Raw genomic sequence first — 19,309 nt, forward strand, 5'->3', positions numbered from 1 at the left:
TGACAGAGGACGGCCGTGACGGGACGGCATGTCAGAGCCGGTCGGACGGTGACGGGTGTCCGCGGCTGGGGTGAGCGGAATTGGCCGTGCGGGCGGTGCGCGACGGGGCGGGCAGACCGGGGGGCTGTGGCGGGCGCGCGACCGGGGGCGCCCCCTGGCGCGGCGCTCCGGGGCGTGCGGACCGGAGAGCTCTGGCGGGGGCGCGAGTGAGGCGCCCCCTGGCGCGGCGCTCCGGGGCGTGCGGACCGGCCGGCGGGGCCGAGGGGCGCGATGCGGCCCCGGCCCCCGGGTCCGGTCAGCGGGTGCCGGAGGTGCGGCGGCGGCGATTGCTTCCGCCGGGCTTGGCCGCGCTGTTGGCCGGCTTGCCCTTTGCGCCGCCGGCCCCGCCGGGGCCGCGGCCGCCGGGGCGACCGCCGCCGCCGCCGCGCCGCTTCGGCTTGGCCGCGGGGGGCGGGGGGGCGTCGGACCAGGAGGCTTCCAGCGTGACCGGCAGCTTGCGGCCCAGCATCTTCTGGATGTCGTGCAGGAACTCCAGCTCATCCGGCGCGCAGAAGGCCACGGCGCGGCCGTCACGCCCGGCCCGCGCGGTGCGCCCGATGCGGTGGACGTAGGTTTCCGGGATGTTGGGCAGCTCGTAGTTGTAGACGAATTCCACCTCCGGAATGTCGATGCCGCGGGCGGCCACGTCGGTGGCCACCAGGACCATGATGTTGCCGTCCACGAAAGCCTTGAGCGCGCGGTCACGCTGGTTCTGGCTGCGGTTGCCGTGGAGTGCCGCGCCGGGGAAACCGGCCCGGTCGAGCTGTCGCATGAGCCGGTCGGCGCCGTGCTTGGTGCGGGTAAAGACCAGCGCGCGCTCACCGCGGTGGGCGGCCATCAGTTCCGCCAGATGGGCGACCTTGTCCTCCTTGGGCAGGAAGCGGACCTCCTGCTCCACCTTGTCGGCGGGCTTGCCCGGGGGGGCGGCCTCGACCCGGATGGGGGAGGTGAGGAAGGTCTGCGCGATCTCGTTCATGTCCTTGGACATGGTGGCCGAGAAGAGCATCGTCTGGCGCTCTGCGGGCAGGAACCGGGCGATCTTCCGCAGCGCGTGGATGAAACCCATGTCGAGCATCTGGTCGGCCTCGTCCAGCACCAGGATGCCGGTGTCCGCGAGGGTCAGGGCACGCTGCTCGATCAGATCGATGAGGCGGCCAGGCGTGGCGATGAGCACATCGACGCCGCGTTCCAGGCGGTTGATCTGCCGGTTGGCGGACACGCCCCCGGTGACCACGGTGATGCCCAGCTTCGATCCGCCGGCGAGGGGGCGCAGGCTTTCGGCGATCTGGTTGGCAAGCTCGCGCGTGGGGGCGAGGACCAGCGCGCGGGCGGTGCGGGCCGCCGGACGGCCGGGCTGGGCGACCAGCGTCTGCAGCATCGGCAGGCCGAAGGCGATGGTCTTGCCGGTTCCCGTCTGCGCCAGCCCCATGACATCGCGCCCCTGGAGCGCGTGGGGGATGGCCTTGGCCTGGATCGGGGTGGGCGTGTCGAGACCGGCCTCTTTCAGGCGGTCGAGAAGGGCGGGCGCGAGGCCCAGCATGTCGAAATCCATCGGTGTTTTCCCTGTGCGCGGCACGGTTGCCGCGACGCATGCGTTCCGCCCGCGAACCGCCGACATGGCGGGCCGGACCGGCGATGCCGGTGCGACGGGGCGGATCCCGCGACGAGCTGACTGCGGGACCGCATTGTCCCGACGCCGACATCGCGTCTGCTCCCCCGCGTGATCTGGGAAACTCTGCGCCGGTCCTGACAGGGCCCGATGGCCCGACTGCTCACGCGGCAGGGACGCGGCGACTTCAGGGGGCATATCGGCAGAACGGGGCCGGCTGTCAAGGGCCGTCGCCCCGGGGGTGCGGCTGTGCGATGCCCGTCCATGGCGCAGGCGTCGCCGCCCCCCGGCGACGGCGCCGCGCCGCGGCCCGGCGCCGCCGGCTCAGCCCGGGCGGGTGGCGGTTCCGTCCAGGTCGATGACAAGGGAAAACTCGGTTCCGGAGGCGTCCGATTTCACGGTCATCCGGCCGCCGTGGGCCTTGGCGATCTGGTCGGAGATGAACAGCCCCAGACCGAGTCCCTGGAGCGAATTGTCGTCGCTCGTTCGGGAGAACGCCTGGAACAGCCGGGGACGCACGGCGTCCGGTATGGGCGTTCCGTGGTTGTGCACGGACATCACGAAGGCGCCCCGGTCCTTGAGCACGGACACGCGAATCGTGCGGTTCGAACTGCCGTGGGTTATCGCATTCGCGATCAAGTTGGACAGCACCTGCTCCAGTCGGCCGGGATCGCAGCGGAGCGGGCCGTCGAATGCGTAGCGGAACGCGATCGCCCTGTCGGGATGCGCCAGACGAATTTCGGTGATGACCTTCTCGAAACGCTCGGCCAGGTCGTGAACCTCGGTCATGGCGACCGGGATCCCGCCGCCGAGTCTGGCCCTTGCGAAATCCATGATCGTCTCGATCAGTCCGTGCATCCGGGCGGAACTGTCCCTGATCGCGGTCAACATGTTGGAGGTGGTTTCGCCGTTGTTCTCCCGGGACGCCATGCGGACCGCCGCGTTGATCGCCGCCAGGGGATTGCGCAGGTCATGGCCCAGGATGGCGATCAGTTGCTCTCTCAGCAGAGCCTCGTCCTCATAGGTCTGCAGGCTGGTTTCCCGCTCCTTTACGCGGGTCACATCGCGCGCGGTGCAATAGAAGTGTTCGCCTTCCTGGACCGCGACCCAGGACAGCCAGCGGTAAGACCCGTCGTTGCACCGGTACCGGTTCTCGAAATAGACGACCGGCGTGCCCCGCTTCAGCGCGTCGAAGACCTCCGTGCTCCGCTCCATGTCGTCGGGGTGCAGGAAGTCGCGGAACGTCCTGTCGCGGATCTCGGCTTCGCTCCAGCCGAGCGTCGCCTGCCACGCGGGGTTGGCGTCGACGAAGCGGCCCTCGCCGTCCAGGACGCCCAGCAGGTCCGGGGACAGGCGCCAGGTCTCGGACTGCGGGGAACCGGGGTCAGCCATAAGTCGATCCGCAACGCGTCATCCGCAAACCCCGGGAAAAAATCGGTTTCAGGGTAGGGGCCGGTCCGGGCCGAGACAATAGCGCATCGGGGGGGGCGGCGATCGCCGGCGGCCGCGCCGCTCAGGGCAGAAGGGTCTTGGTCATCCGGTGGGTCGGCACGGCGATGCGCAGGTCGATGCCGGGCGGAACCCAGAGCGGGCTGTCGAAGGTTGCGGCGATGCGCCAGCCCCGCCGCAGGTAGAACCGCCGCGCGCGGTCGTTGCCGGCGGTGCAGAACAGATGCGCGCGGGCGGTCCCGCCGGCGCGCAGGGCGTCCTCTGCCCGGGCGAGGAGGGCGCCCGCCACTCCGGTTCCGCGGGCCGCGCGGTCCACGAAGAGGCGGCTCAGCTCATCGCCCGTCACGGCGACCATGCCAAGGATCCGGGGGTCCGCCGCGACCCAGGTCGGCCCTGCCGCCGCGGCGCGCCAGATGCGGAAATGTTCCGGGTCGCGCCAGGCCAGGACCGCGGGCGGGACCAGCGCCGCATGGGCGTCGTGCCATCCCCGGTGCCACAGGCGCAGGATCCGCGCCGCGTCCCCTGGCCGGGCCGCGCGGACCGCCATGGCGGCGGTCATTGCAGGTCGGAGAAGGCGTCGGTCAGGCGGGCGCAGGCCTCTTCGATCTGGGCGCGGGGCATGGCGATGTTGAAGCGCAGGAAGCCGTCCCCGCCGGCGCCGAAGGTGGGGCCGTGGTTGACGCAGAGCCTGGCCTCTTCCTCGACCCGGTACAGGACCTCTGCCTGGGTCATCCCGGTGCCGGAGAAATCCACCCACGCCAGATAGGTGGCCTCCAGCGGCATGGAGGCCAGGCCCGGGATCGCCGCCACCGTGTCGTCGAAGAGCCTGCGGTTGGCGTCGAGATAGGCCATCAGGTCGTCCACCCAGGCCGCCCCCTCCGGACTATAGGCGGCCTCTGCCATCACCAGCCCGAAGGAGTTGGGCGACAGGCCCAGGGCGGCCAGCCGCGTCTTGAACCGGGCGCGCAGGGTGTCGTCGGCGATGGTGACGTTGCCGGTGTGGCCGCCGGCCAGGTTGAAGGTCTTGGTGGTGGCGGTCATGGTCACCAGCCGGTCCCGCGTCCCCTCGACCAGCGCCATGGGGATGTGGCGGTGGCCGGGGAATACCAGGTCCTGGTGGATCTCGTCGGAGACCAGCACCAGATCGTGGCGGCGGGCGAATTCGGCCAGCGCCTCGTTCTCCGCGCGGGTCCAGACCCGGCCTCCGGGGTTGTGCGGAGAGCACCAGATCAGCATCGTCTCGCGGCCGGTCATCCGCGCGTCGAAGGCGTCCCAGTCGGGCAGGTAGCGGTCGCCTTGCAGGGACAATTCCAGCTCGCGCACCTCGCGCCCCGCGGCGCGGATGACCCGGGCGAAGGCGTGATAGACGGGGGTGAAGAGCACCACGGCGTCGCCCGGTTGGGTAAAGGCGTCCACGCAGAGCCCGGTGCCGTTCACCAGACCGTGGGTGGTGGTCACATGCGCGGGGTCGAGCGTCCAGCCGTGCCGCGTCTCCATCCACCAGCGGATCCGCTCCAGATAGGCGGCGTCGTCGCCGTAATAGCCGTACACGCCGTGGTCGATCATGGCCCGCAGCGCGTCCTGCACGACATCGGGCGGGCGGAACTCCATGTCGGCCACCCACATGGCCAGCCCGTCGTCGGCGGGAACGCCGTAGATCGCCTCCATGCTGTCCCACTTGGCCGAATGGGTGCCGCGGCGGTCGATGATGTCGTCGAAGCTCATGCTGACTCCTGTGCTGCGCCGGGTGACAGTGGGGCACCGGGCGCCGGGATCAAGGCCGAAGCCGTGCGCATCCCGGCGCCGTCGGGCCGGAAGGGAGAGGCCCGGCCGGGTGGACGGCGGGTTGCGCGGCCGGGGGAGCGGCCCCGTCGAAGCCGCGGAATGTCGCCGGGGGGGGGACGTCCCGGCGTCCGCGGATGCCGCGCCGGCGTGGCGGACGGGCTGGGCATTGCGCGGCGGCGGCCCGTCGCCTAAATCGGGGCAATGTCGATCCTGCCCATCCTTCTCCACCCCGATCCGCGCCTGAAGACCCGCGCCGAGGAGATCGGAGTTCCCGACGCCGCGGTGCGCGATCTGGCGGCCCGGATGCTCGACACCATGTACGACGCGCCCGGCATCGGCCTGGCCGCCCCGCAGGTGGGGGTGCTGCGGCGGCTGATCGTGATGGATTGCGTCAAGGAAGAGGGCGCCGCCCCCCGGCCCATGGCCCTGGTCGATCCGGCGGTGGAATGGGTGTCGGAGGCCATGGCCACCTATGAGGAAGGCTGCCTGTCGATCCCCGACCAGTACGGCGACGTGGAGCGCCCCGCGGAGGTCGAGGTCACATGGACCGACCTTGACGGGGTGCGGCGGCGGGAGCGCTTCGCCGGGCTCTGGGCGACCTGCGTGCAGCATGAGATCGACCACCTGGATGGCAAGCTCTTCATCGATTACCTCAAACCGCTGAAGCGTCAGATGATCACCCGCAAGATGCAGAAGCTGAAGCGCGAGCGGGCGCGCACGGCTTCGGCATGACGCGCGCCGCCACCCCGCGCCGGTGACCCCGGCCGAGATCTACCGCCCCCGGCCCCTGCGCGCCCTGCCGGGCTGGCGCGTCGGCGGTCTGCGGCTGAAGCTCTACCATATCGGCACCGCCGCCCCGGGGGAGGCGCTTCTGGCCCTGGCGCGGGACGAGGCCGCGCGGATCGCGCCGGAGGCGGCGCGGGAGGGCGGCGCCCACGGTCTGGGATTTGCGGTGCTGCACGAGGGCGAGGACGGGACCTGGCTGCTTTTGGACTGGTGGGCCCATGGCGGGATCCTGTGCCAGCGCCTGTCGCTGTCGACCGGGGCGGGGTTCGATCCGGTCGCGCCGCGCCCGCTGGTGGCCTGCGTGTGGGAACTGCCGGTCCTGGCCCATGAGCGCGACGCCTGGGTGCGGCACATGATGCGCGATCCGGCCTCGCCGGAGGGCTACCTGGCAGACCTGCGCCCCGGCGCGACGGTATGACCGCGCAAGGGGGGCGCGGCGACCGGCCGGCCCCCGGTCCGGGGCGGCGGGGACGCGGATGGCACCCGTCCGCCCTGGCGTGCGCCGTGGCGTCTGCGCGCCGCCCGGCGCGTGCCGGGCCCGGGCGCGTGGCGCCACGCGCCTGATGGCCCGCCGCGCCATCCTCGTCTGGCCGGACCGGCGGCTGAGGACGCCCGCCGCTGAGGTGGCGCGGGTGGACGACGCGGTGCGGGCGGTCTGGGCGGACATGATCGACACGATGGAGGCGATGCCGGGCGTCGGCCTTGCCGCGGTACAGATCGGCGTCATGCAAAGGCTGGCGGTGGTCGATGCGAGCGAGACGCGCGGGCAGGCGGTGCGCATGGCGAACCCGGTGGTGCGCCATGCCGGCGAAACGCTCTGCACGCATGAAGAAGCCTCTCCCTGCCTGCCCGGCGTCTCCGCCCGGGTCGCGCGGCCCTGCGCGGTGACGGTGACCTATCTGGACGAGACCGGCGCCCCGGCCGAGCGCGCGTTCGCCGGGCTCTGGGCGGTCTCCGTACAGCACCAGATCGACCACCTGGCCGGGCGGCTCTACGTCCACCGGCTGAGCCGGGTGCGGCGCGACATGCTTCTGAAACGCGCGGCGCGCGGCTGACCGCGCGGGCGCGTGCGGCGCTGCCGGACAGTGCCGAAGGGCCCCGGCCGCGCCCTTGGCCCGGGCTGCCCGCCAGGCTAGGTCGGGCGCAGGCGCCGGTGCGCGCCGGCCGGATCCGGTGCGCGCGCCGGGCGGGACCAGTCCTGCCCGGCCTGAGCGCGCGAGACCGGCCAGGGCGCGGCGGAGACGCGGGCGCCGAGGGTATCACAGAGGGAAAGAGCCATGCGCATCGTCTTCATGGGAACGCCGGAATTCTCCGTACCCGCCCTGCGGGCGCTGGTGGCCGCGGGGCATGAGGTGGCGTGCTGCTATACCCAGCCGCCGCGCCCGGCGGGGCGGGGCAGGCGCGACCGGCCTTCGGCCGTGCAGCTGGCGGCGCGCGAGCTTGGCATCGACGTGCGGCACCCCGTCTCGCTGAAAGGCGCCGACGCGCAGCGGGCCTTTGCCGATCTGGGCGCGGAGGTGGCGGTGGTCGTGGCCTACGGGCTGATCCTGCCGCGCGCGGTGCTCGACGCGGTTCCGCGCGGGTGTCTGAACATCCACGCGTCGCTGTTGCCGCGATGGCGCGGCGCGGCCCCGATCCAGCGCGCCGTGATGGCGGGCGACGCGGAGACCGGCGTGTGCATCATGCGCATGGACGCGGGGCTGGACACCGGGCCGGTGCTTCTGCGCGCGCCCACGCCGATCGGTCCGGAGGAGACGGCCGGCGACCTGCACGACCGGCTGTCGGACCTGGGCGCCGCGGCGGTGGTGTCGGCCCTGGACCGGCTGGACACGCTCGACGCACAGCCGCAGCCCGCCGCCGGCGTCACCTATGCCGCCAAGATCGACAAGGCCGAGGCGCGGGTGGACTGGACCCGGCCCGCGCCGCAGGTGGACGGGCTGATCCGCGGGCTGTCGCCGTTTCCGGGCGCGTGGTGCACGGTCTCTGGCGCGCGGGTGAAGCTGTTGCGCAGCCGCCTGGCGGAGGGCGGCGGCGCACCCGGCACGGTGCTGGGCGCATTGACGGTGGCCTGCGGCGCGGGGGCGGTGGAGATCACCGAACTCCAGCGCGAAGGCCGCCGCCCGCAACCCGCGGCGGAGGCGCTGCGGGGCATGGCGCTGCCCGCCCGGCTGGACTGAGCGGCCGGGCGGTCCTGCCGCCGCGGGAGGGCTGGCACCGGCACCGCCTGAGCGCGCGTTCGCCCGGATGTGTCACCGCCGCAGACAAGGACAGGCCGTCTCCATGGACGACAAGTTGGCGGTGCACCGGGTTTGTCGCATCGACTCTCGTTCGGCCCGCGTTCCGCCGGTGCCGACCCGAAAACGCCCATGAAACGGTGTGTATCGTCCCGCAAACGCGCGGCGTGCGGTCTCTTCCGGCAACGAACCGAGTGAGACGGCGTGAGAAACCCGGTGAACGTCTACAAGGCCCCTGCGCGCCTCGCGGCGCCCCAGAAGGGGTTAGGGGTGCGGCGGCGGGGGCGCGCGGGGACGGCTTTCCAGGGCGGCCCGGCCTCTTATATCTGACGGATGGGCAAGGACGACCTGGCGCAAGAGCGCACCGACTGGGCCGAGGACCGGACCGACTGGGCCGAGGACCGCACGCGGCTGGCCGCCGAGCGCACCTTCGCGGGCTGGGTGCGGACCGGGCTGACCGCCATCGTCGTGGCGCTGGGCCTGCAGGCGGTGTTCCGCCCGTTCGAGCCGACCTGGATGCCCAAGGCGGTGGCCACCGCGTTCCTGCTGACGGCGCTGGTGATCTTCGTCGCCGGCTGGCAGGAGGCGCGCCGGTCCTGCCGCGCCATCGACACGCACAGCGCGGACGCGCAGCCGCTGCGCCGGATCTCTGTCCTGTCGGCGCTTCTGGCAATCGGGACGGTGGGGATCGGCGCGGTGCTCTGGCTGCTCTGAGCCGGGCGCGCTAGTCTGGCCGCGCCCCTGCGCCGAGTCGCCCCATCTCCCCCGAACCGACCGAGGTCCCATGCCAGACGCCCCCGCCTACCAGGTCCTTGCCCGCAAGTACCGCCCCCAGACCTTCGCCGATCTGGTCGGCCAGGACGCCATGGTGCGGGTGCTCAGCAACGCGTTCGAGGCCGACCGCATCGCCCAGGCCTTCATCATGACCGGCATCCGCGGCACCGGAAAGACCACCACCGCGCGGATCATCGCCAAGGGGATGAATTGCGTCGGCCCGGACGGGCAGGGCGGCCCCACGGTCAGCCCCTGCGGCGCGTGCGAGCCCTGCCGCGCCATCGCCGAAGGGCGCCACGTGGACGTGATGGAGATGGACGGCGCGTCGCAGACCGGGGTGGGCGACATCCGCGACAACATCATCTCGACGGTCAGCTACGCGCCGGCCTCGGCGCGCTACAAGATCTACATCATCGACGAGGTCCACATGCTGTCGACCAGCGCGTTCAACGCGCTCTTGAAGACGCTGGAGGAACCCCCCGCCCACGTGAAGTTCATCTTCGCCACCACCGAGATCCGCAAGGTGCCGGTCACCGTCCTGTCGCGCTGCCAGCGGTTCGACCTGCGCCGGATCGAGCCGGAGCAGATGATCGCCATGCTGGGCCGCATCGCCGCGGCGGAGGGGGCGGCCGTCTCGGACGAGGCGCTGGCGCTGATCGCCCGCGCCGCCGAAGGCTCTGCCCGCGACGCGCAGAGCCTGCTCGACCAGGCGATCAGCCACGGCGCGGGAGAGACCACCGCCGAGCAGGTGCGCGCCATGCTGGGGCTGGCGGACCGGGGCCGGGTGCTGGATCTGTTCGACATGGTGATGCGCGGCGATGCGGCCGCGGCGCTGTCCGAACTGTCCGGGCAGTATGCGGACGGCGCCGATCCGCTGGCGGTGCTGCGCGACCTGGCCGAGATCACCCACTGGATCAGCGTGGTCAAGATCACGCCCGGTGCGGCCGACGATCCCACCGTCGGCCCGGACGAGCGGGCGCGGGGCCGCGACATGGCCGACCGGCTGCCGATGCGGGCGCTGACGCGGATGTGGCAGATGCTGCTCAAGGCCCTGGAAGAGGTGGGCCACGCCCCCAACGCGATGATGGCTGCGGAGATGGCGATCATCCGCCTGACCCATGTGGCGGACCTGCCCAGCCCCGGCGATCTGGTGCGCCGGCTGAACGATGCGCCGCCGCCGGAGACCGCGTCCCCCGCTCCCGGCCCGTCCCCCGCTTCCGGCCCCGCCCCCGCCGCGCCGCCGCAGGCGCCGTCCGGCGGCGCGCCGGTCGGGCGGGGCGGCGGCACCGGCAGCGGCAGCGGTGGCGGCGGCGCGACCGTTCTGGCGCAGCGGCCCGACGATGCGCTGGCGCGCTACGCCCGTTTCGACCAGGTGGTGGAGATGATCCGCGCCAACCGGGATGCCAAGCTGCTGATCGACGTGGAGACCGGCGTGCGCCTGGTGGCCTACGTCCCCGGGCGTATCGAGTTCGAGCCGGCGGACTCCGCGCCGCGCGACCTGGCCGCCCGGCTTTCGGGTGCGCTGCAACGCTGGACGGGCGTGCGCTGGGCCGTCTCAGTGGTCTCCGGCGGCGGCGCCCCCACCATCGCCGAAACGCGCGACGCGGCGGCGCTGTCGCTGCGCGAAGCGGCGCTGGCCCATCCGATGATGCAGGCGGTGCTGGACGCCTTCCCGGACGCCCGGATCGTCCATATCCGCACCCCCGAGGAGATCGCCGCCGAGGCGCGGGCCGACGCCCTGCCGGAGGTCGATGACGAATGGGACCCCTTCGCGGAAGACTGACCGCGCCGCCACGCGCGGTGGAACCCGGACGGGGGCTGCGGGTGTTGTGCCCCGCAGGGAGCGCATGTCGTGGTCCCATACCATTCAAGAGGAAACGCCATGCTTCGCTCCATCATCTACATCGTCGGCCTCATCGTCGTGGTCCTGATCGTGCTGCGCCTGCTCGGCGCCGCCTGACCCTGCCCCGGCCGCGCGGGCGCCCGGTCCGGGGCCTTGCGCGGTCGGCCCGCCGTCCGTATCTGACACCCGACACCAGCTTCGGGAGAGCGATATGTTCAAGGGATTGGGCGGCCTGGGCGACATGGGCAAGATGATGAAGGCCGCGCAGGAGATGCAGGGCAAGATGGAGTCGCTGCAGGACGATCTGCGCGCCATCACGGTCACCGGCGAAAGCGGGGCCGGGATGGTCCGCGCGACCTCCACCGCGAAGGGCGAGCTTGTGGGCCTCGATATCGATCCGTCGATCTTCAATGCCGACGAAAAGGAGGTCGTCGAGGACCTGATCCTGGCCGCGATCAAGGATGCGCAGCAGAAGGCCTCTGACAAGAGCCAGGAAGAGATGCGCAAACTGACCGAGGGGCTCGGACTGCCGCCCGGCATGAAGCTGCCGTTCTAGGCCGGCCCGGATGCCGTCCGGCCCGCAGCTTGCGAAAGCGCGTCGCGATCCGTCGCGGCCATGAGCGACGGGTCCGACCGGATCCAGGCGCTCATCGACCTGATGGCGCGGCTGCCGGGGCTGGGGCCGCGCTCGGCCCGGCGCGCGGTGCTGCATCTGATCAAGAAGCGCGGCGCGCTGATGCGCCCCCTGGCGCAGGCGATGCTGGACGTGGCCGACGACGCGCGCGAGTGCCTGGTCTGCGGCAATGTCGGAACGGACGAGATCTGCGCCATCTGCCGCAGCGACAAGCGCGCCACCGGCGAGATCTGCGTGGTCGAGGACGTGGCCGACCTCTGGGCGATGGAGCGGGCGGGGGTGTTCCGCGGACGCTACCACGTGCTGGGCGGCACCCTGTCCGCCCTGGACGCCGTCGGCCCGGATGAGCTGCGCATTCCCCGGCTGGAATCGCGCATCGCCGAGGACGGCATCACCGAGGTCATCCTGGCGCTGGGCGCGACCGTGGACGGGCAAACCACCGCCCATTACATCTCGGACCGGCTGGCGGGCCGGGAGGGGCTGTCGGTGACCAGCCTGGCCCAGGGCGTTCCGGTGGGCGGTGAGCTGGACTATCTCGACGACGGCACCATCGGCGCGGCGCTGCGGGCGCGCAGGGCGCTCTGACCGGGCCGCGTCGCCGGCCATCTGGTAGGCGGCCACGCGCTTTCCACAACTTGTTGCAGGTCCGCCCCAAATAAAGCCTTTACAGGCCGGGCCTCATTCAACACCATATCTTGTAAGGGCAGGGGGCCCGACCTCCCGTCCTTGGGGCAGGCACCGATCTCTGGTGCGATCGCGGATCGCGGCGGAGTGAAACAGGCGGAGGCGATCATGTCGCTCAGCGCGCAATTCATCGAAACCGACGATCTCGACCCGATCGACATGGTCGAGAATCTGGCGGAATACAACGACTGGGAATTCGACCGCGTGGCCGAGGACCAGATCGCCATGGCCGTGAAGGGGCGCTGGCGCACCTATTCGCTGACGCTCGCCTGGGCGCCCTGCGACGAGACGCTGCGGCTGATCGCGACCTTCGAGATGGAGCCGCCCGCGCACCGCCTGCCGGCCCTCTACGAGGTGCTGAGCGAGGCCAACGACAATTGCTGGCTGGGGGCCTTCACCTATTGGGCGGAGCCCAGGCTGATGGTCTATCGCTACGCGCTGACCCTGACCGGCGGGCAGATCGCCACGGCCCAGCAGATCGACCGCATGATCGACGCCGCGGTGCGCAACTCCGAGCGGTTCTACCCGGCGTTCCAGCTGGTCTGCTGGGGGGACCGGACCCCGTCGGACGCCATGCAGGTGGCCATCGCCGAAGCCTACGGCACGGCCTGACCGCAGCGGCGCGAGGCGGCGCCCGCGCGGCGACGGCAGGGGCCTGCGTCTGTCGCGCGGGGCGACGATGCGGGGCGGACCCGTGCGGGTCCGGGACCGCGCGGCAAGGGCAAAGCGGCCCGGCACGGACGCGGGGCGGGCGTCAGGACAGCTTGGCGTGAACCTCGTCCAGGTCGATCTCTCCCAGCGGAAGCTTGTTGCCGGGATTGTGGAAATCGTAGCGGAACAGCCGGAAATCGCGGTGGTAGATCTCCCACATCAGGTGCATGGAGAGATCGTCGAAATAGGCCTCGACCGGGTGGGCGCGTCTGGGGCCGTGGCCCTCGCTCTCGTTGAAGCGGGGGATGGCGTCCAGGTCCACCGCATGGCGCGCGTCGATCCGGTCGAGCACCTGGCCCATCCCGTCGTTGAACGTCTCCGTCCACACGATCCGGTCGTAGCGCCCGCCATTGGCGATGAAGGTAGAGACATGGCCCGAGGTGGCCGACCAGTGGATGTCCGGATCCATCGGCTTGCGCCAGCGGATGGTGTCGCGCACGAAGAGCAGGAACCGCCGGAACGACGCGATCTGGTCGAACGGCTCCTCTCCCGACGCGCCGCCCACATCGACGCCGTATTTCTGCATCAGCATCGGCACCATGTTGCCGCGGTAGCGCTTGCCGTTGCGCTGGATGCCGCAGATCTTGTCGAAGAAGGACGACAGGATGCGCGTGTAGGGGTTCCGCACGCAGGTAAAGGAATAGACCTGGTGCGAGGTGACGGCGCGCACGATCTGCGCCTGGCTGTCCTCCATCGCCCATTTGTGCAGGCCGGAGGCGGCGTCGTGGATGTCGCCGTCGAAGAACGTGCCATGGTCGGAATAGTACATGATCTGCCCGATGGTCGAGCAGGCGCATTTCGGCACGACGCGGTAGACCATGCTTTCGCTCGTCGTCATCCAGGTGCCTGGAAAGCCCATCGGTCCCGTTCTCCCTGACGGTCGCAGCCCCCGCCGCGCGAAAAAAGCAAACGGGGCCTGTAATTGCAATCTCGCTTCACGCTATGAGGGCGAGACCTGGCCGGTTGAGGGAGGGGATACGCCACAAATGGCTAAGATCGCGTATATTCTGCTCTGCCACACCGATCCTCACGCGATCATCGCCCAGGCCCACCGGATGACGTCGGTGGGCGATTTCATCTCCATCCACTTCGACCGCCGCTCTTCCCAGGCTGAGTTCGACCTGCTGGCCAAGGCGTTCCGGGACAACCCGCGGGTGGTTCTGGCCGATCGGGTCAGGTGCGGCTGGGGCGAATGGAGCCTGGTCGCGGCGACGCTGAACGCCCTGCGCGCGGCGATCGACAGCTTCCCCAGGGCCACGCATTTCTACCTGCTGTCGGGCGATTGCATGCCGATCAAGTCGGCCGAACATTGTCGCGCCATGCTCGACCGCGAGAACGTGGATTTCATCGAAAGCCACGACTATCACCGGTCGGACTGGATCAAGACCGGCTTCACCGAGGAGCGGCTGATCTACCGGCACTACTTCAACGAACGCACCCAGAGGCGTCTGTTCTATGCCTCCTACGAGGTGCAGAAGCGGCTGGGGGTGACCCGCGCGCCGCCCCGCGACCTGCAGGTGATGATCGGCTCGCAATGGTGGTGCCTCAGGCGCGCCACGGTCCAATCGGTGCTGGCCTTCTGCGCGGCGCGGCGCGACGTGATCGCGTTCTTCCGCACCACCTGGATTCCCGATGAGGTGTTCTTTCAGACCCTCGTGCGCCACCTGGTGCCCCATGTGGAGCTGCGCAACCGGACGCTGACCTTCCTGATCTTCTCCGACTACGGGATGCCGGTGAATTTCTACGACGACCATTACGATCTGCTGCTGGGGCAGGACTATCTGTTCGCGCGCAAGATCAGCCCCGGCGCGCTGGACCTCAAGCGGCGGCTGGGCGATCTCTATGCGCGCACCGGGGTGACGTTCGCGCCGGCCGGCGACGGGCGGAGGATCCACGCCTTCCTGACCGGGCGCGGCCGGATCGGGCGGCGGTTCGCGCCGCGGTTCTGGGAACGGGGGGCCACGCTGGGGCTGGACCGCGAGCTGACGCTGCTGGTGTGCAAGAAATGGCATGTGGCCAAGCGCCTGGCCGCGCGGATCACGGAGGTGACGGGCGTCCCCAGCCTGGGATACCTGTTCAACGAGGTCGAGGCGGGGCTTCCCGATCTGGGCGGGATCGAGAAGACCCTGGCCAAGCGCCAGCGCCACCGCAGGGCGCTGCTGCGTCTGGTGCTGGACCATTTCGGCGGCGACCGGCTGGTTCTTTGCCTGGACAGCGACGCGATCGACATCATGCGCGACTTCGACGCGGACCGCTGCACGGTGCGCATCGTGGAGCTGGAATGCGCCTTCGGCGACGACTACCTGGCCGGCCACGCCCGGCGTCTGGGCCTGCTGGGAGAGGACGCCTCCGCCGCCGCGCTGGGCCGGCTCCTGCCCACCCTGCGCGCAGACATCGCCTTTGAGAGCGATGCGATCCGCGACGCGGGGTTTGCCCATCTGACGCGCCTTTCGGAGCGGCAGAGCCCGGACGAGCGGGTGCGCCACCTGGCCGAGGGGCTGGAGATCCCCGGAGAGACCGCCGCCCGGATCCTCGACCTGCCGCATCTGTTCAGCGACTGACCCGAACCCAAGGAGACGACGATGCCCCACGCCTATGACGACCAGAACGTGTTCGCCAAGATCCTGCGCGGCGAGATTCCCAACGATACCGTGCTGGAGACCGAGCATACGCTCGCCTTCAACGACATCGGCCCGCAGGCGCCGGTGCATGTGCTGGTGATCCCCAAGGGCGCCTATGTCAGCCACGACCATTTCTGCGCCGAGGCAGAGGATGCCGAACTGCTGGATTTCGCCCGGGCCACGGCGCGGATCGTCGCCGAGAAGGGCCTGTCGCTGGCGGAGGGCGGCGCGGGCTACCGCGTGATCTCGAATGCCGGGGTGCACGGCGTGCAGGAGGTGCCGCATTATCATCTGCACATCCTGGGCGGCCGCCGCCTGGGACGGATGCTGGAAAAGACCTGAGCGACGGTACGGCTCCGTACATCCAAGGCGCGGACCGTCCCCGGCCCGCCGACCGTGGATTCGTCGGCCCGGCCACGCCCTTCGCGGGGCAGCGTCTGTCACCTCGGCACGGCCCTTTCCGTCGGCACGGCCTTCACGTCGGAACCGTACTTCGTGTGAGGGCGCGCGTCGCGTCGAGACGGCCCCCGGCCACAATGGTGGGGCGGCCGTCAGCGGTGGATGTCGCGGTCCAGGGCGCGGGCGCCGACGAAGGCCCAGGCGGCGTCCTCATCGTCGAAGGTGCGCACATCCACGGGAATCAGCGCGCCCATGGTCCGGATCATGCTTTCCGCGCTGTCGGGGGCGTTGACCACCGCGTATTTGTCCACGTTGGTGAGCGACCGAAGCCGCGACTTGATGACCGACCAGTCGGCGTTCGCGCCGCGCTCGGCACCGCCGTACCGGTCGAAGATCAGCAGCATCGACACCTTGTCATGGGTGTCGAAGGCGCGGTTCATGTAATCGGCCATGGCCGACATGTCCTCTGCGCTGACCTCGCCCATGATGTGGAAGGCATAGACGCCGTCCGTGTCGTTGGGCGTTTCGCGGACGCTGGCGGTCGTGAACATGGCTGGGCCTCCTGTCTGCTTTCCTTGGGTAGAGGCGCGAAACGGCGGAACGGTTCCCGCGAACCGCCGGTCAGCTGCCGCGCCGCGACAGCGCATCGGCGATGCGGGACTGGCGCGGAACGTCGCCGGCGCCCGCGGGCCAACCCTCGCGCTGGCGGGTCCGGTCGCCGTCGGTATCCTCTGTCTGGTCGTGGAGCAGCAGCACCCGGGTCGGGTAGGGCAGATCCACCCCTTCGGCGTCGAGCGCGGCATAGACGCGCTGGATCACCCGGCCCCAGATCCCCACGGTGCTGGCGCGGTCCGAGGCCGTCCACCAGCGCAGGCGGATGAGGTTGCCGTCTGCCTCCATGGCCCAGGGGATCGCTTCCGGGGCGGGGTCGGACAGGATGCCGTCGATGGCGCGGCAGGTGTCGACCATGACCCGGCAGGCGGTGTCGAAATCGTCCGAGCAGCCGATCAGCACGTCGTATTCGGAACGCGCCGTGGCGAAGGCGGTCTTGACCACCACGGAATCGGTGTAGATGTCGGAATTTGGGATCACCACGCGGCGATTGTCGTAGGTGCGGATCAGCGTCGCGCGGGTCTCGATCCGCTCCACGGTGCCCTCATGCCCGCCGGAGACGGCGATCTGGTCGCCCACCTCGAAGGGCTGGCGCACCAGGATCAGCACGCCGGCCAGCAGATTCTGGAGGATGTCCTTGAACGCGAAGCCGATCGCGACCGACCCGATGCCCAGCGCGCCGAACAGGTCCGCCGGGGTGATCGACGGGGCGATGATCGTCACCGCCAGCATCACCGCCAGGATCATCACCATCCAGCGCACCAGCGCGCCGGCGACGTCGCCCAGGTTGGCGCGCCCCCGCCGCGTCGCCGCGTGCCGCGCCCAGCGCGCCAGCAGCCGGCCCAGCAGGTAGAACAGCAGCAGGATCGCCAGCGCCGCGATCATATTGGGCACCAGCCGCACGGACCCCTCGATCCAGCTCTCCAGCTTGTCGATGATCCGCCCGGTATCGGCCTCGATCTGGTCCATGTCGCGCGCCCCCTCGCGGCCAAGTGCGGGGATGCGGCCCGGGTTCCCTCAGGCGGCGTGGTCCGGGGCGCGGGTCAGGTCCAGGAACACGTCCTCCAGATGCGGCTCTTCGATGGACACGTCCGCGATCTCTATGCCTGCCTCGCGCAGCGCCGACAGGATGTCGCCGGGCTTGACCTTGGTTCGGGCGTAGTTGAACGCCAGCCGCCCGTCGTCGCGGCGGTCCATCTGGACGCCGTCGGGCAGCGGCAGGTCGCCCGTGAGCGGCGTCGCCGGCTCGATCACCAGCGTCTTGGTGTCGATGCGCGCGATCAGCCGTTTCGTGGTGTCGCGGATCAGCAGCTCGCCGTGGTGGATGATGGCGATCTCGTCGCACATCGCCTCGGCCTCTTCCAGGTAATGGGTGGTCAGGATGATCGTCATGCCGCGGCGGTTCAGCTTGCGCACATTGGCCCAGAGCATCTGGCGCAGTTCGATGTCAACGCCCGCCGTGGGTTCGTCCAGAACCAGGATCTGCGGGTCGTGGACCAGCGCCTTGCCCAGAAGCAGCCGGCGGCGCATCCCGCCCGACAGGGCGCGCGCATAGGCGTTGGCCTTGTCCGACAGGCCGATCAGCTCCAGGATCTCATCGGTCCGGCGCTGGGCGCGCGGCACGCCATACAGCCCGGCCTGTACCTCCAGACTGCCCCGCGGGGTGAAGAACGGGTCGAGGTTCAGCTCCTGCGGCATGACGCCGATCGCCGCGCGGGACTGGCGCGGGTTCACGTCCTGATCGAACCCCCAGATGCCGACCCGGCCGGAGGTCTTGGTCACGAGTCCCGCCAGGATGTTGATGAGCGTGGACTTTCCCGCCCCGTTCGGCCCCAGCAGACCGAACACGGATCCCTGCGGAATGTCGAGGTCGATGCCCTTGAGCGCCTGTTTCGGCGGCTCGCCCTTGTGGCCCGCGTAGGTCTTGGTCAGACCCCTGAGTTCGATGGCATTGCCACCCATGTGAACCGCCCCGCCTTGTCGCTGCCGCATTGTCCGGTAACATTCCGGCTCGACCTAACCTCCGTCCTGCGGGGCGGCAAGTGCCGAAGGAACCGACCCATGTCAGAGAAACCCGTCGATCTGGAGGGACCGCTGCCCCCCACCGGCGCCCATGACGAACCGGAGACCGAGCAGGTGACGACCGCGCGGGTCTCCTGCGACGGCGGCATGACCCATCCGCGGGTCTGGCTGCAGATCCCGGAGGCCCGCGGCTGGGTGGAATGCGGCTATTGCGACAAGCGGTTCGTGCTGGCGGACGGTGCGGACGGGCACTGACATCGGACGCCGGGCCCCCGGCCGCGCCGCGGCGCTGGCGGGCGCGCTTGCGGTGCTGCTGGCCGCAGCGCCTCTGGCGGCCGCGCAGACGCGCCCGGCCCATGGCCTGGTCGAGACGCGGACCGGCCTGCCGCGCACCCTGCCCCTGGTGGTGGCCGGGCCCGACGGGCGCGACGCCTTCGTGGAGATGCGGGACGCCCGCACGGGTGACGTGGCGCTGACCGCCTATGCGCGGGCCGGCCGGCCGTTGCGGGTGCTGATGCCGCCGGGACGCTACACGCTGCGGGCCGCCCTGGGGCGGGACTGGCAGGGGCCGGAGCGTCTGTTCGGCGACGAAACCGGCCGCTACGTCCATCCCGTCCCGCTCGACTTCCGCGCCGGCTACGCCAGGAAGCGCGGGCAGTTCGTCGATCTGGCGGCCGGGTCGGCGCGCGGCATCGCCACCTGCGGTGTCGCCGTCATGGCCGGGCGCGACCGCCCGACGCCGCCCGTGCCCGGTGCCGACACGGCCCCCGGGGTCAGCACCTCGGTCGCGCCGGACACTCCGGCCGGTCCGGTCTTGCCGCCCGGCCCGCGCGATCCCATGCTCGACGGATGGCCGGATCTGGGGGCGAGCTACGCCGACATCGTTCCCGATGTGCCGATCGGCCAGAAGCTGGGAGAGGGGCGGCTTCCGTCGCTGGACCCGCCCGCGTTCGACGTGCCGCGCCGCACCGTCCTGCGCGAACGGGCCTGCGATCCCGACTGACCGGCACGGCGGACCCGGCCGGAGACGCTGCGGGCGCGCCGGAACCGCGGGGTCCGGCCCGCGCCCCGCGACGGCGCCGGGCGGCGCGGTCAGGCCGACCACAC

The 19,309-nt window shown here is 71.0% G+C and carries 21 protein-coding genes; 13 read left to right on the forward strand and 8 right to left on the reverse strand.

Annotation, left to right across the window (positions count from 1 at the left end):
- Positions 1-295: 295 nt before the first annotated feature.
- The 4 genes from KW83_RS07670 to KW83_RS07685 all read right to left on the reverse strand — a co-directional run bounded on the left by KW83_RS07670 (position 296) and on the right by KW83_RS07685 (position 4,822).
- Complete coding sequence (locus KW83_RS07670) at positions 296-1,591, reverse strand: DEAD/DEAH box helicase (protein WP_036177077.1); 1,296 nt, start codon at positions 1,589-1,591, stop codon at positions 296-298.
- Positions 1,592-1,972: 381 nt separating this feature from the next.
- Complete coding sequence (locus KW83_RS07675) at positions 1,973-3,040, reverse strand: PAS domain-containing sensor histidine kinase (RefSeq protein WP_036177078.1); 1,068 nt, start codon at positions 3,038-3,040, stop codon at positions 1,973-1,975.
- A gap of 121 nt (positions 3,041-3,161) precedes the next feature.
- Positions 3,162-3,644 carry a GNAT family N-acetyltransferase gene (locus KW83_RS07680; protein ID WP_036177079.1) on the reverse strand — a complete coding sequence of 161 codons (483 nt, stop codon included), beginning with the start codon at positions 3,642-3,644 and terminating at the stop codon, positions 3,162-3,164.
- Positions 3,645-3,652: 8 nt separating this feature from the next.
- The gene (locus KW83_RS07685; protein ID WP_036177081.1) at positions 3,653-4,822 is read right to left on the reverse strand and encodes a MalY/PatB family protein; all 1,170 of its coding nucleotides are present in this window, start codon (positions 4,820-4,822) and stop codon (positions 3,653-3,655) included.
- A 261-nt stretch (positions 4,823-5,083) separates the two neighbouring features.
- Between KW83_RS07685 and def (KW83_RS07690) the strand changes: the two genes are divergently transcribed.
- From def (KW83_RS07690) to KW83_RS07730, 9 genes are all read left to right on the forward strand, one after another.
- Positions 5,084-5,614, forward strand: coding sequence for a peptide deformylase (gene def / locus KW83_RS07690; protein ID WP_036177083.1), 531 nt, complete (start codon positions 5,084-5,086; stop codon positions 5,612-5,614).
- Positions 5,615-5,636: 22 nt separating this feature from the next.
- Complete coding sequence (locus KW83_RS07695) at positions 5,637-6,086, forward strand: hypothetical protein (protein WP_036177085.1); 450 nt, start codon at positions 5,637-5,639, stop codon at positions 6,084-6,086.
- A 145-nt stretch (positions 6,087-6,231) separates the two neighbouring features.
- A complete protein-coding gene (gene def / locus KW83_RS07700; protein WP_036177086.1) occupies positions 6,232-6,723 on the forward strand; it encodes a peptide deformylase in 492 nt (163 codons plus the stop codon).
- Between the two features lie 222 nt (positions 6,724-6,945).
- Positions 6,946-7,845 carry a methionyl-tRNA formyltransferase gene (fmt, locus tag KW83_RS07705; protein ID WP_036177087.1) on the forward strand — a complete coding sequence of 300 codons (900 nt, stop codon included), beginning with the start codon at positions 6,946-6,948 and terminating at the stop codon, positions 7,843-7,845.
- A gap of 390 nt (positions 7,846-8,235) precedes the next feature.
- Positions 8,236-8,616: a YidH family protein gene (locus tag KW83_RS07710; RefSeq protein WP_036177088.1), complete on the forward strand. Its 381-nt coding sequence runs from the start codon at positions 8,236-8,238 to the stop codon at positions 8,614-8,616.
- A 70-nt stretch (positions 8,617-8,686) separates the two neighbouring features.
- On the forward strand, positions 8,687-10,459 hold the full coding sequence (locus KW83_RS07715) for a DNA polymerase III subunit gamma/tau (protein WP_036177089.1): 1,773 nt from the start codon (positions 8,687-8,689) through the stop codon (positions 10,457-10,459).
- Between the two features lie 271 nt (positions 10,460-10,730).
- Positions 10,731-11,075, forward strand: coding sequence for a YbaB/EbfC family nucleoid-associated protein (locus KW83_RS07720; protein ID WP_036177090.1), 345 nt, complete (start codon positions 10,731-10,733; stop codon positions 11,073-11,075).
- A 60-nt stretch (positions 11,076-11,135) separates the two neighbouring features.
- On the forward strand, positions 11,136-11,738 hold the full coding sequence (gene recR, locus KW83_RS07725) for a recombination mediator RecR (RefSeq protein ID WP_036177092.1): 603 nt from the start codon (positions 11,136-11,138) through the stop codon (positions 11,736-11,738).
- Positions 11,739-11,945: 207 nt separating this feature from the next.
- Positions 11,946-12,449, forward strand: coding sequence for a type III secretion system chaperone family protein (locus KW83_RS07730; RefSeq protein ID WP_036177348.1), 504 nt, complete (start codon positions 11,946-11,948; stop codon positions 12,447-12,449).
- A gap of 142 nt (positions 12,450-12,591) precedes the next feature.
- Here KW83_RS07730 and KW83_RS07735 read toward each other — a convergent pair whose 3' ends face one another.
- Positions 12,592-13,407 carry a sulfotransferase family protein gene (locus KW83_RS07735; protein WP_036177094.1) on the reverse strand — a complete coding sequence of 272 codons (816 nt, stop codon included), beginning with the start codon at positions 13,405-13,407 and terminating at the stop codon, positions 12,592-12,594.
- A 127-nt stretch (positions 13,408-13,534) separates the two neighbouring features.
- Between KW83_RS07735 and KW83_RS07740 the strand changes: the two genes are divergently transcribed.
- Together KW83_RS07740 and KW83_RS07745 are read left to right on the forward strand one after the other, a co-directional pair.
- Positions 13,535-15,109, forward strand: a complete 1,575-nt coding sequence (locus tag KW83_RS07740; protein ID WP_036177096.1) for a DUF5928 domain-containing protein — start codon at positions 13,535-13,537, stop codon at positions 15,107-15,109.
- A 21-nt stretch (positions 15,110-15,130) separates the two neighbouring features.
- A complete protein-coding gene (locus tag KW83_RS07745; RefSeq protein ID WP_036177098.1) occupies positions 15,131-15,511 on the forward strand; it encodes an HIT domain-containing protein in 381 nt (126 codons plus the stop codon).
- A 209-nt stretch (positions 15,512-15,720) separates the two neighbouring features.
- Here KW83_RS07745 and KW83_RS07750 read toward each other — a convergent pair whose 3' ends face one another.
- The 3 genes from KW83_RS07750 to KW83_RS07760 form a co-directional block, all read right to left on the reverse strand.
- A complete protein-coding gene (locus KW83_RS07750; protein WP_036177099.1) occupies positions 15,721-16,119 on the reverse strand; it encodes a SpoIIAA family protein in 399 nt (132 codons plus the stop codon).
- 70 nt (positions 16,120-16,189) lie between these two features.
- A complete protein-coding gene (locus KW83_RS07755; protein WP_051928352.1) occupies positions 16,190-17,149 on the reverse strand; it encodes a mechanosensitive ion channel family protein in 960 nt (319 codons plus the stop codon).
- Between the two features lie 48 nt (positions 17,150-17,197).
- The gene (locus KW83_RS07760; RefSeq protein WP_036177101.1) at positions 17,198-18,142 is read right to left on the reverse strand and encodes an ABC transporter ATP-binding protein; all 945 of its coding nucleotides are present in this window, start codon (positions 18,140-18,142) and stop codon (positions 17,198-17,200) included.
- Positions 18,143-18,241: 99 nt separating this feature from the next.
- On the opposite strand from KW83_RS07760, the gene KW83_RS07765 reads away from it, so the two are divergent.
- Together KW83_RS07765 and KW83_RS19070 are read left to right on the forward strand one after the other, a co-directional pair.
- The gene (locus KW83_RS07765; protein WP_051928353.1) at positions 18,242-18,457 is read left to right on the forward strand and encodes a zinc-finger domain-containing protein; all 216 of its coding nucleotides are present in this window, start codon (positions 18,242-18,244) and stop codon (positions 18,455-18,457) included.
- Positions 18,441-19,205: a hypothetical protein gene (locus KW83_RS19070; RefSeq protein WP_051928354.1), complete on the forward strand. Its 765-nt coding sequence runs from the start codon at positions 18,441-18,443 to the stop codon at positions 19,203-19,205. Before KW83_RS07765 ends, KW83_RS19070 begins: the two co-directional genes overlap by 17 nt.
- Positions 19,206-19,309: the final 104 nt, after the last annotated feature.

It is taken from the genome of Palleronia rufa, assembly GCF_000743715.1.
Lineage (GTDB): Bacteria > Pseudomonadota > Alphaproteobacteria > Rhodobacterales > Rhodobacteraceae > Palleronia > Palleronia rufa.

What these genes read in the sequence shown, in the direction of transcription:
- KW83_RS07670 (WP_036177077.1), bottom strand. Translation starts at nt 1,591, where the DNA reads ATGGATTTCGACATGCTGGGCCTCGCGCCCGCCCTTCTCGACCGCCTG.
- KW83_RS07675 (WP_036177078.1), bottom strand. Translation starts at nt 3,040, where the DNA reads ATGGCTGACCCCGGTTCCCCGCAGTCCGAGACCTGGCGCCTGTCCCCG.
- KW83_RS07680 (WP_036177079.1), bottom strand. Translation starts at nt 3,644, where the DNA reads ATGGCGGTCCGCGCGGCCCGGCCAGGGGACGCGGCGCGGATCCTGCGC.
- KW83_RS07685 (WP_036177081.1), bottom strand. Translation starts at nt 4,822, where the DNA reads ATGAGCTTCGACGACATCATCGACCGCCGCGGCACCCATTCGGCCAAG.
- def (WP_036177083.1), top strand. Translation starts at nt 5,084, where the DNA reads ATGTCGATCCTGCCCATCCTTCTCCACCCCGATCCGCGCCTGAAGACC.
- def (WP_036177086.1), top strand. Translation starts at nt 6,232, where the DNA reads ATGGCCCGCCGCGCCATCCTCGTCTGGCCGGACCGGCGGCTGAGGACG.
- fmt (WP_036177087.1), top strand. Translation starts at nt 6,946, where the DNA reads ATGCGCATCGTCTTCATGGGAACGCCGGAATTCTCCGTACCCGCCCTG.
- KW83_RS07710 (WP_036177088.1), top strand. Translation starts at nt 8,236, where the DNA reads ATGGGCAAGGACGACCTGGCGCAAGAGCGCACCGACTGGGCCGAGGAC.
- KW83_RS07715 (WP_036177089.1), top strand. Translation starts at nt 8,687, where the DNA reads ATGCCAGACGCCCCCGCCTACCAGGTCCTTGCCCGCAAGTACCGCCCC.
- KW83_RS07720 (WP_036177090.1), top strand. Translation starts at nt 10,731, where the DNA reads ATGTTCAAGGGATTGGGCGGCCTGGGCGACATGGGCAAGATGATGAAG.
- recR (WP_036177092.1), top strand. Translation starts at nt 11,136, where the DNA reads ATGAGCGACGGGTCCGACCGGATCCAGGCGCTCATCGACCTGATGGCG.
- KW83_RS07730 (WP_036177348.1), top strand. Translation starts at nt 11,946, where the DNA reads ATGTCGCTCAGCGCGCAATTCATCGAAACCGACGATCTCGACCCGATC.
- KW83_RS07735 (WP_036177094.1), bottom strand. Translation starts at nt 13,407, where the DNA reads ATGGGCTTTCCAGGCACCTGGATGACGACGAGCGAAAGCATGGTCTAC.
- KW83_RS07740 (WP_036177096.1), top strand. Translation starts at nt 13,535, where the DNA reads ATGGCTAAGATCGCGTATATTCTGCTCTGCCACACCGATCCTCACGCG.
- KW83_RS07745 (WP_036177098.1), top strand. Translation starts at nt 15,131, where the DNA reads ATGCCCCACGCCTATGACGACCAGAACGTGTTCGCCAAGATCCTGCGC.
- KW83_RS07750 (WP_036177099.1), bottom strand. Translation starts at nt 16,119, where the DNA reads ATGTTCACGACCGCCAGCGTCCGCGAAACGCCCAACGACACGGACGGC.
- KW83_RS07755 (WP_051928352.1), bottom strand. Translation starts at nt 17,149, where the DNA reads ATGGACCAGATCGAGGCCGATACCGGGCGGATCATCGACAAGCTGGAG.
- KW83_RS07760 (WP_036177101.1), bottom strand. Translation starts at nt 18,142, where the DNA reads ATGGGTGGCAATGCCATCGAACTCAGGGGTCTGACCAAGACCTACGCG.
- KW83_RS07765 (WP_051928353.1), top strand. Translation starts at nt 18,242, where the DNA reads ATGTCAGAGAAACCCGTCGATCTGGAGGGACCGCTGCCCCCCACCGGC.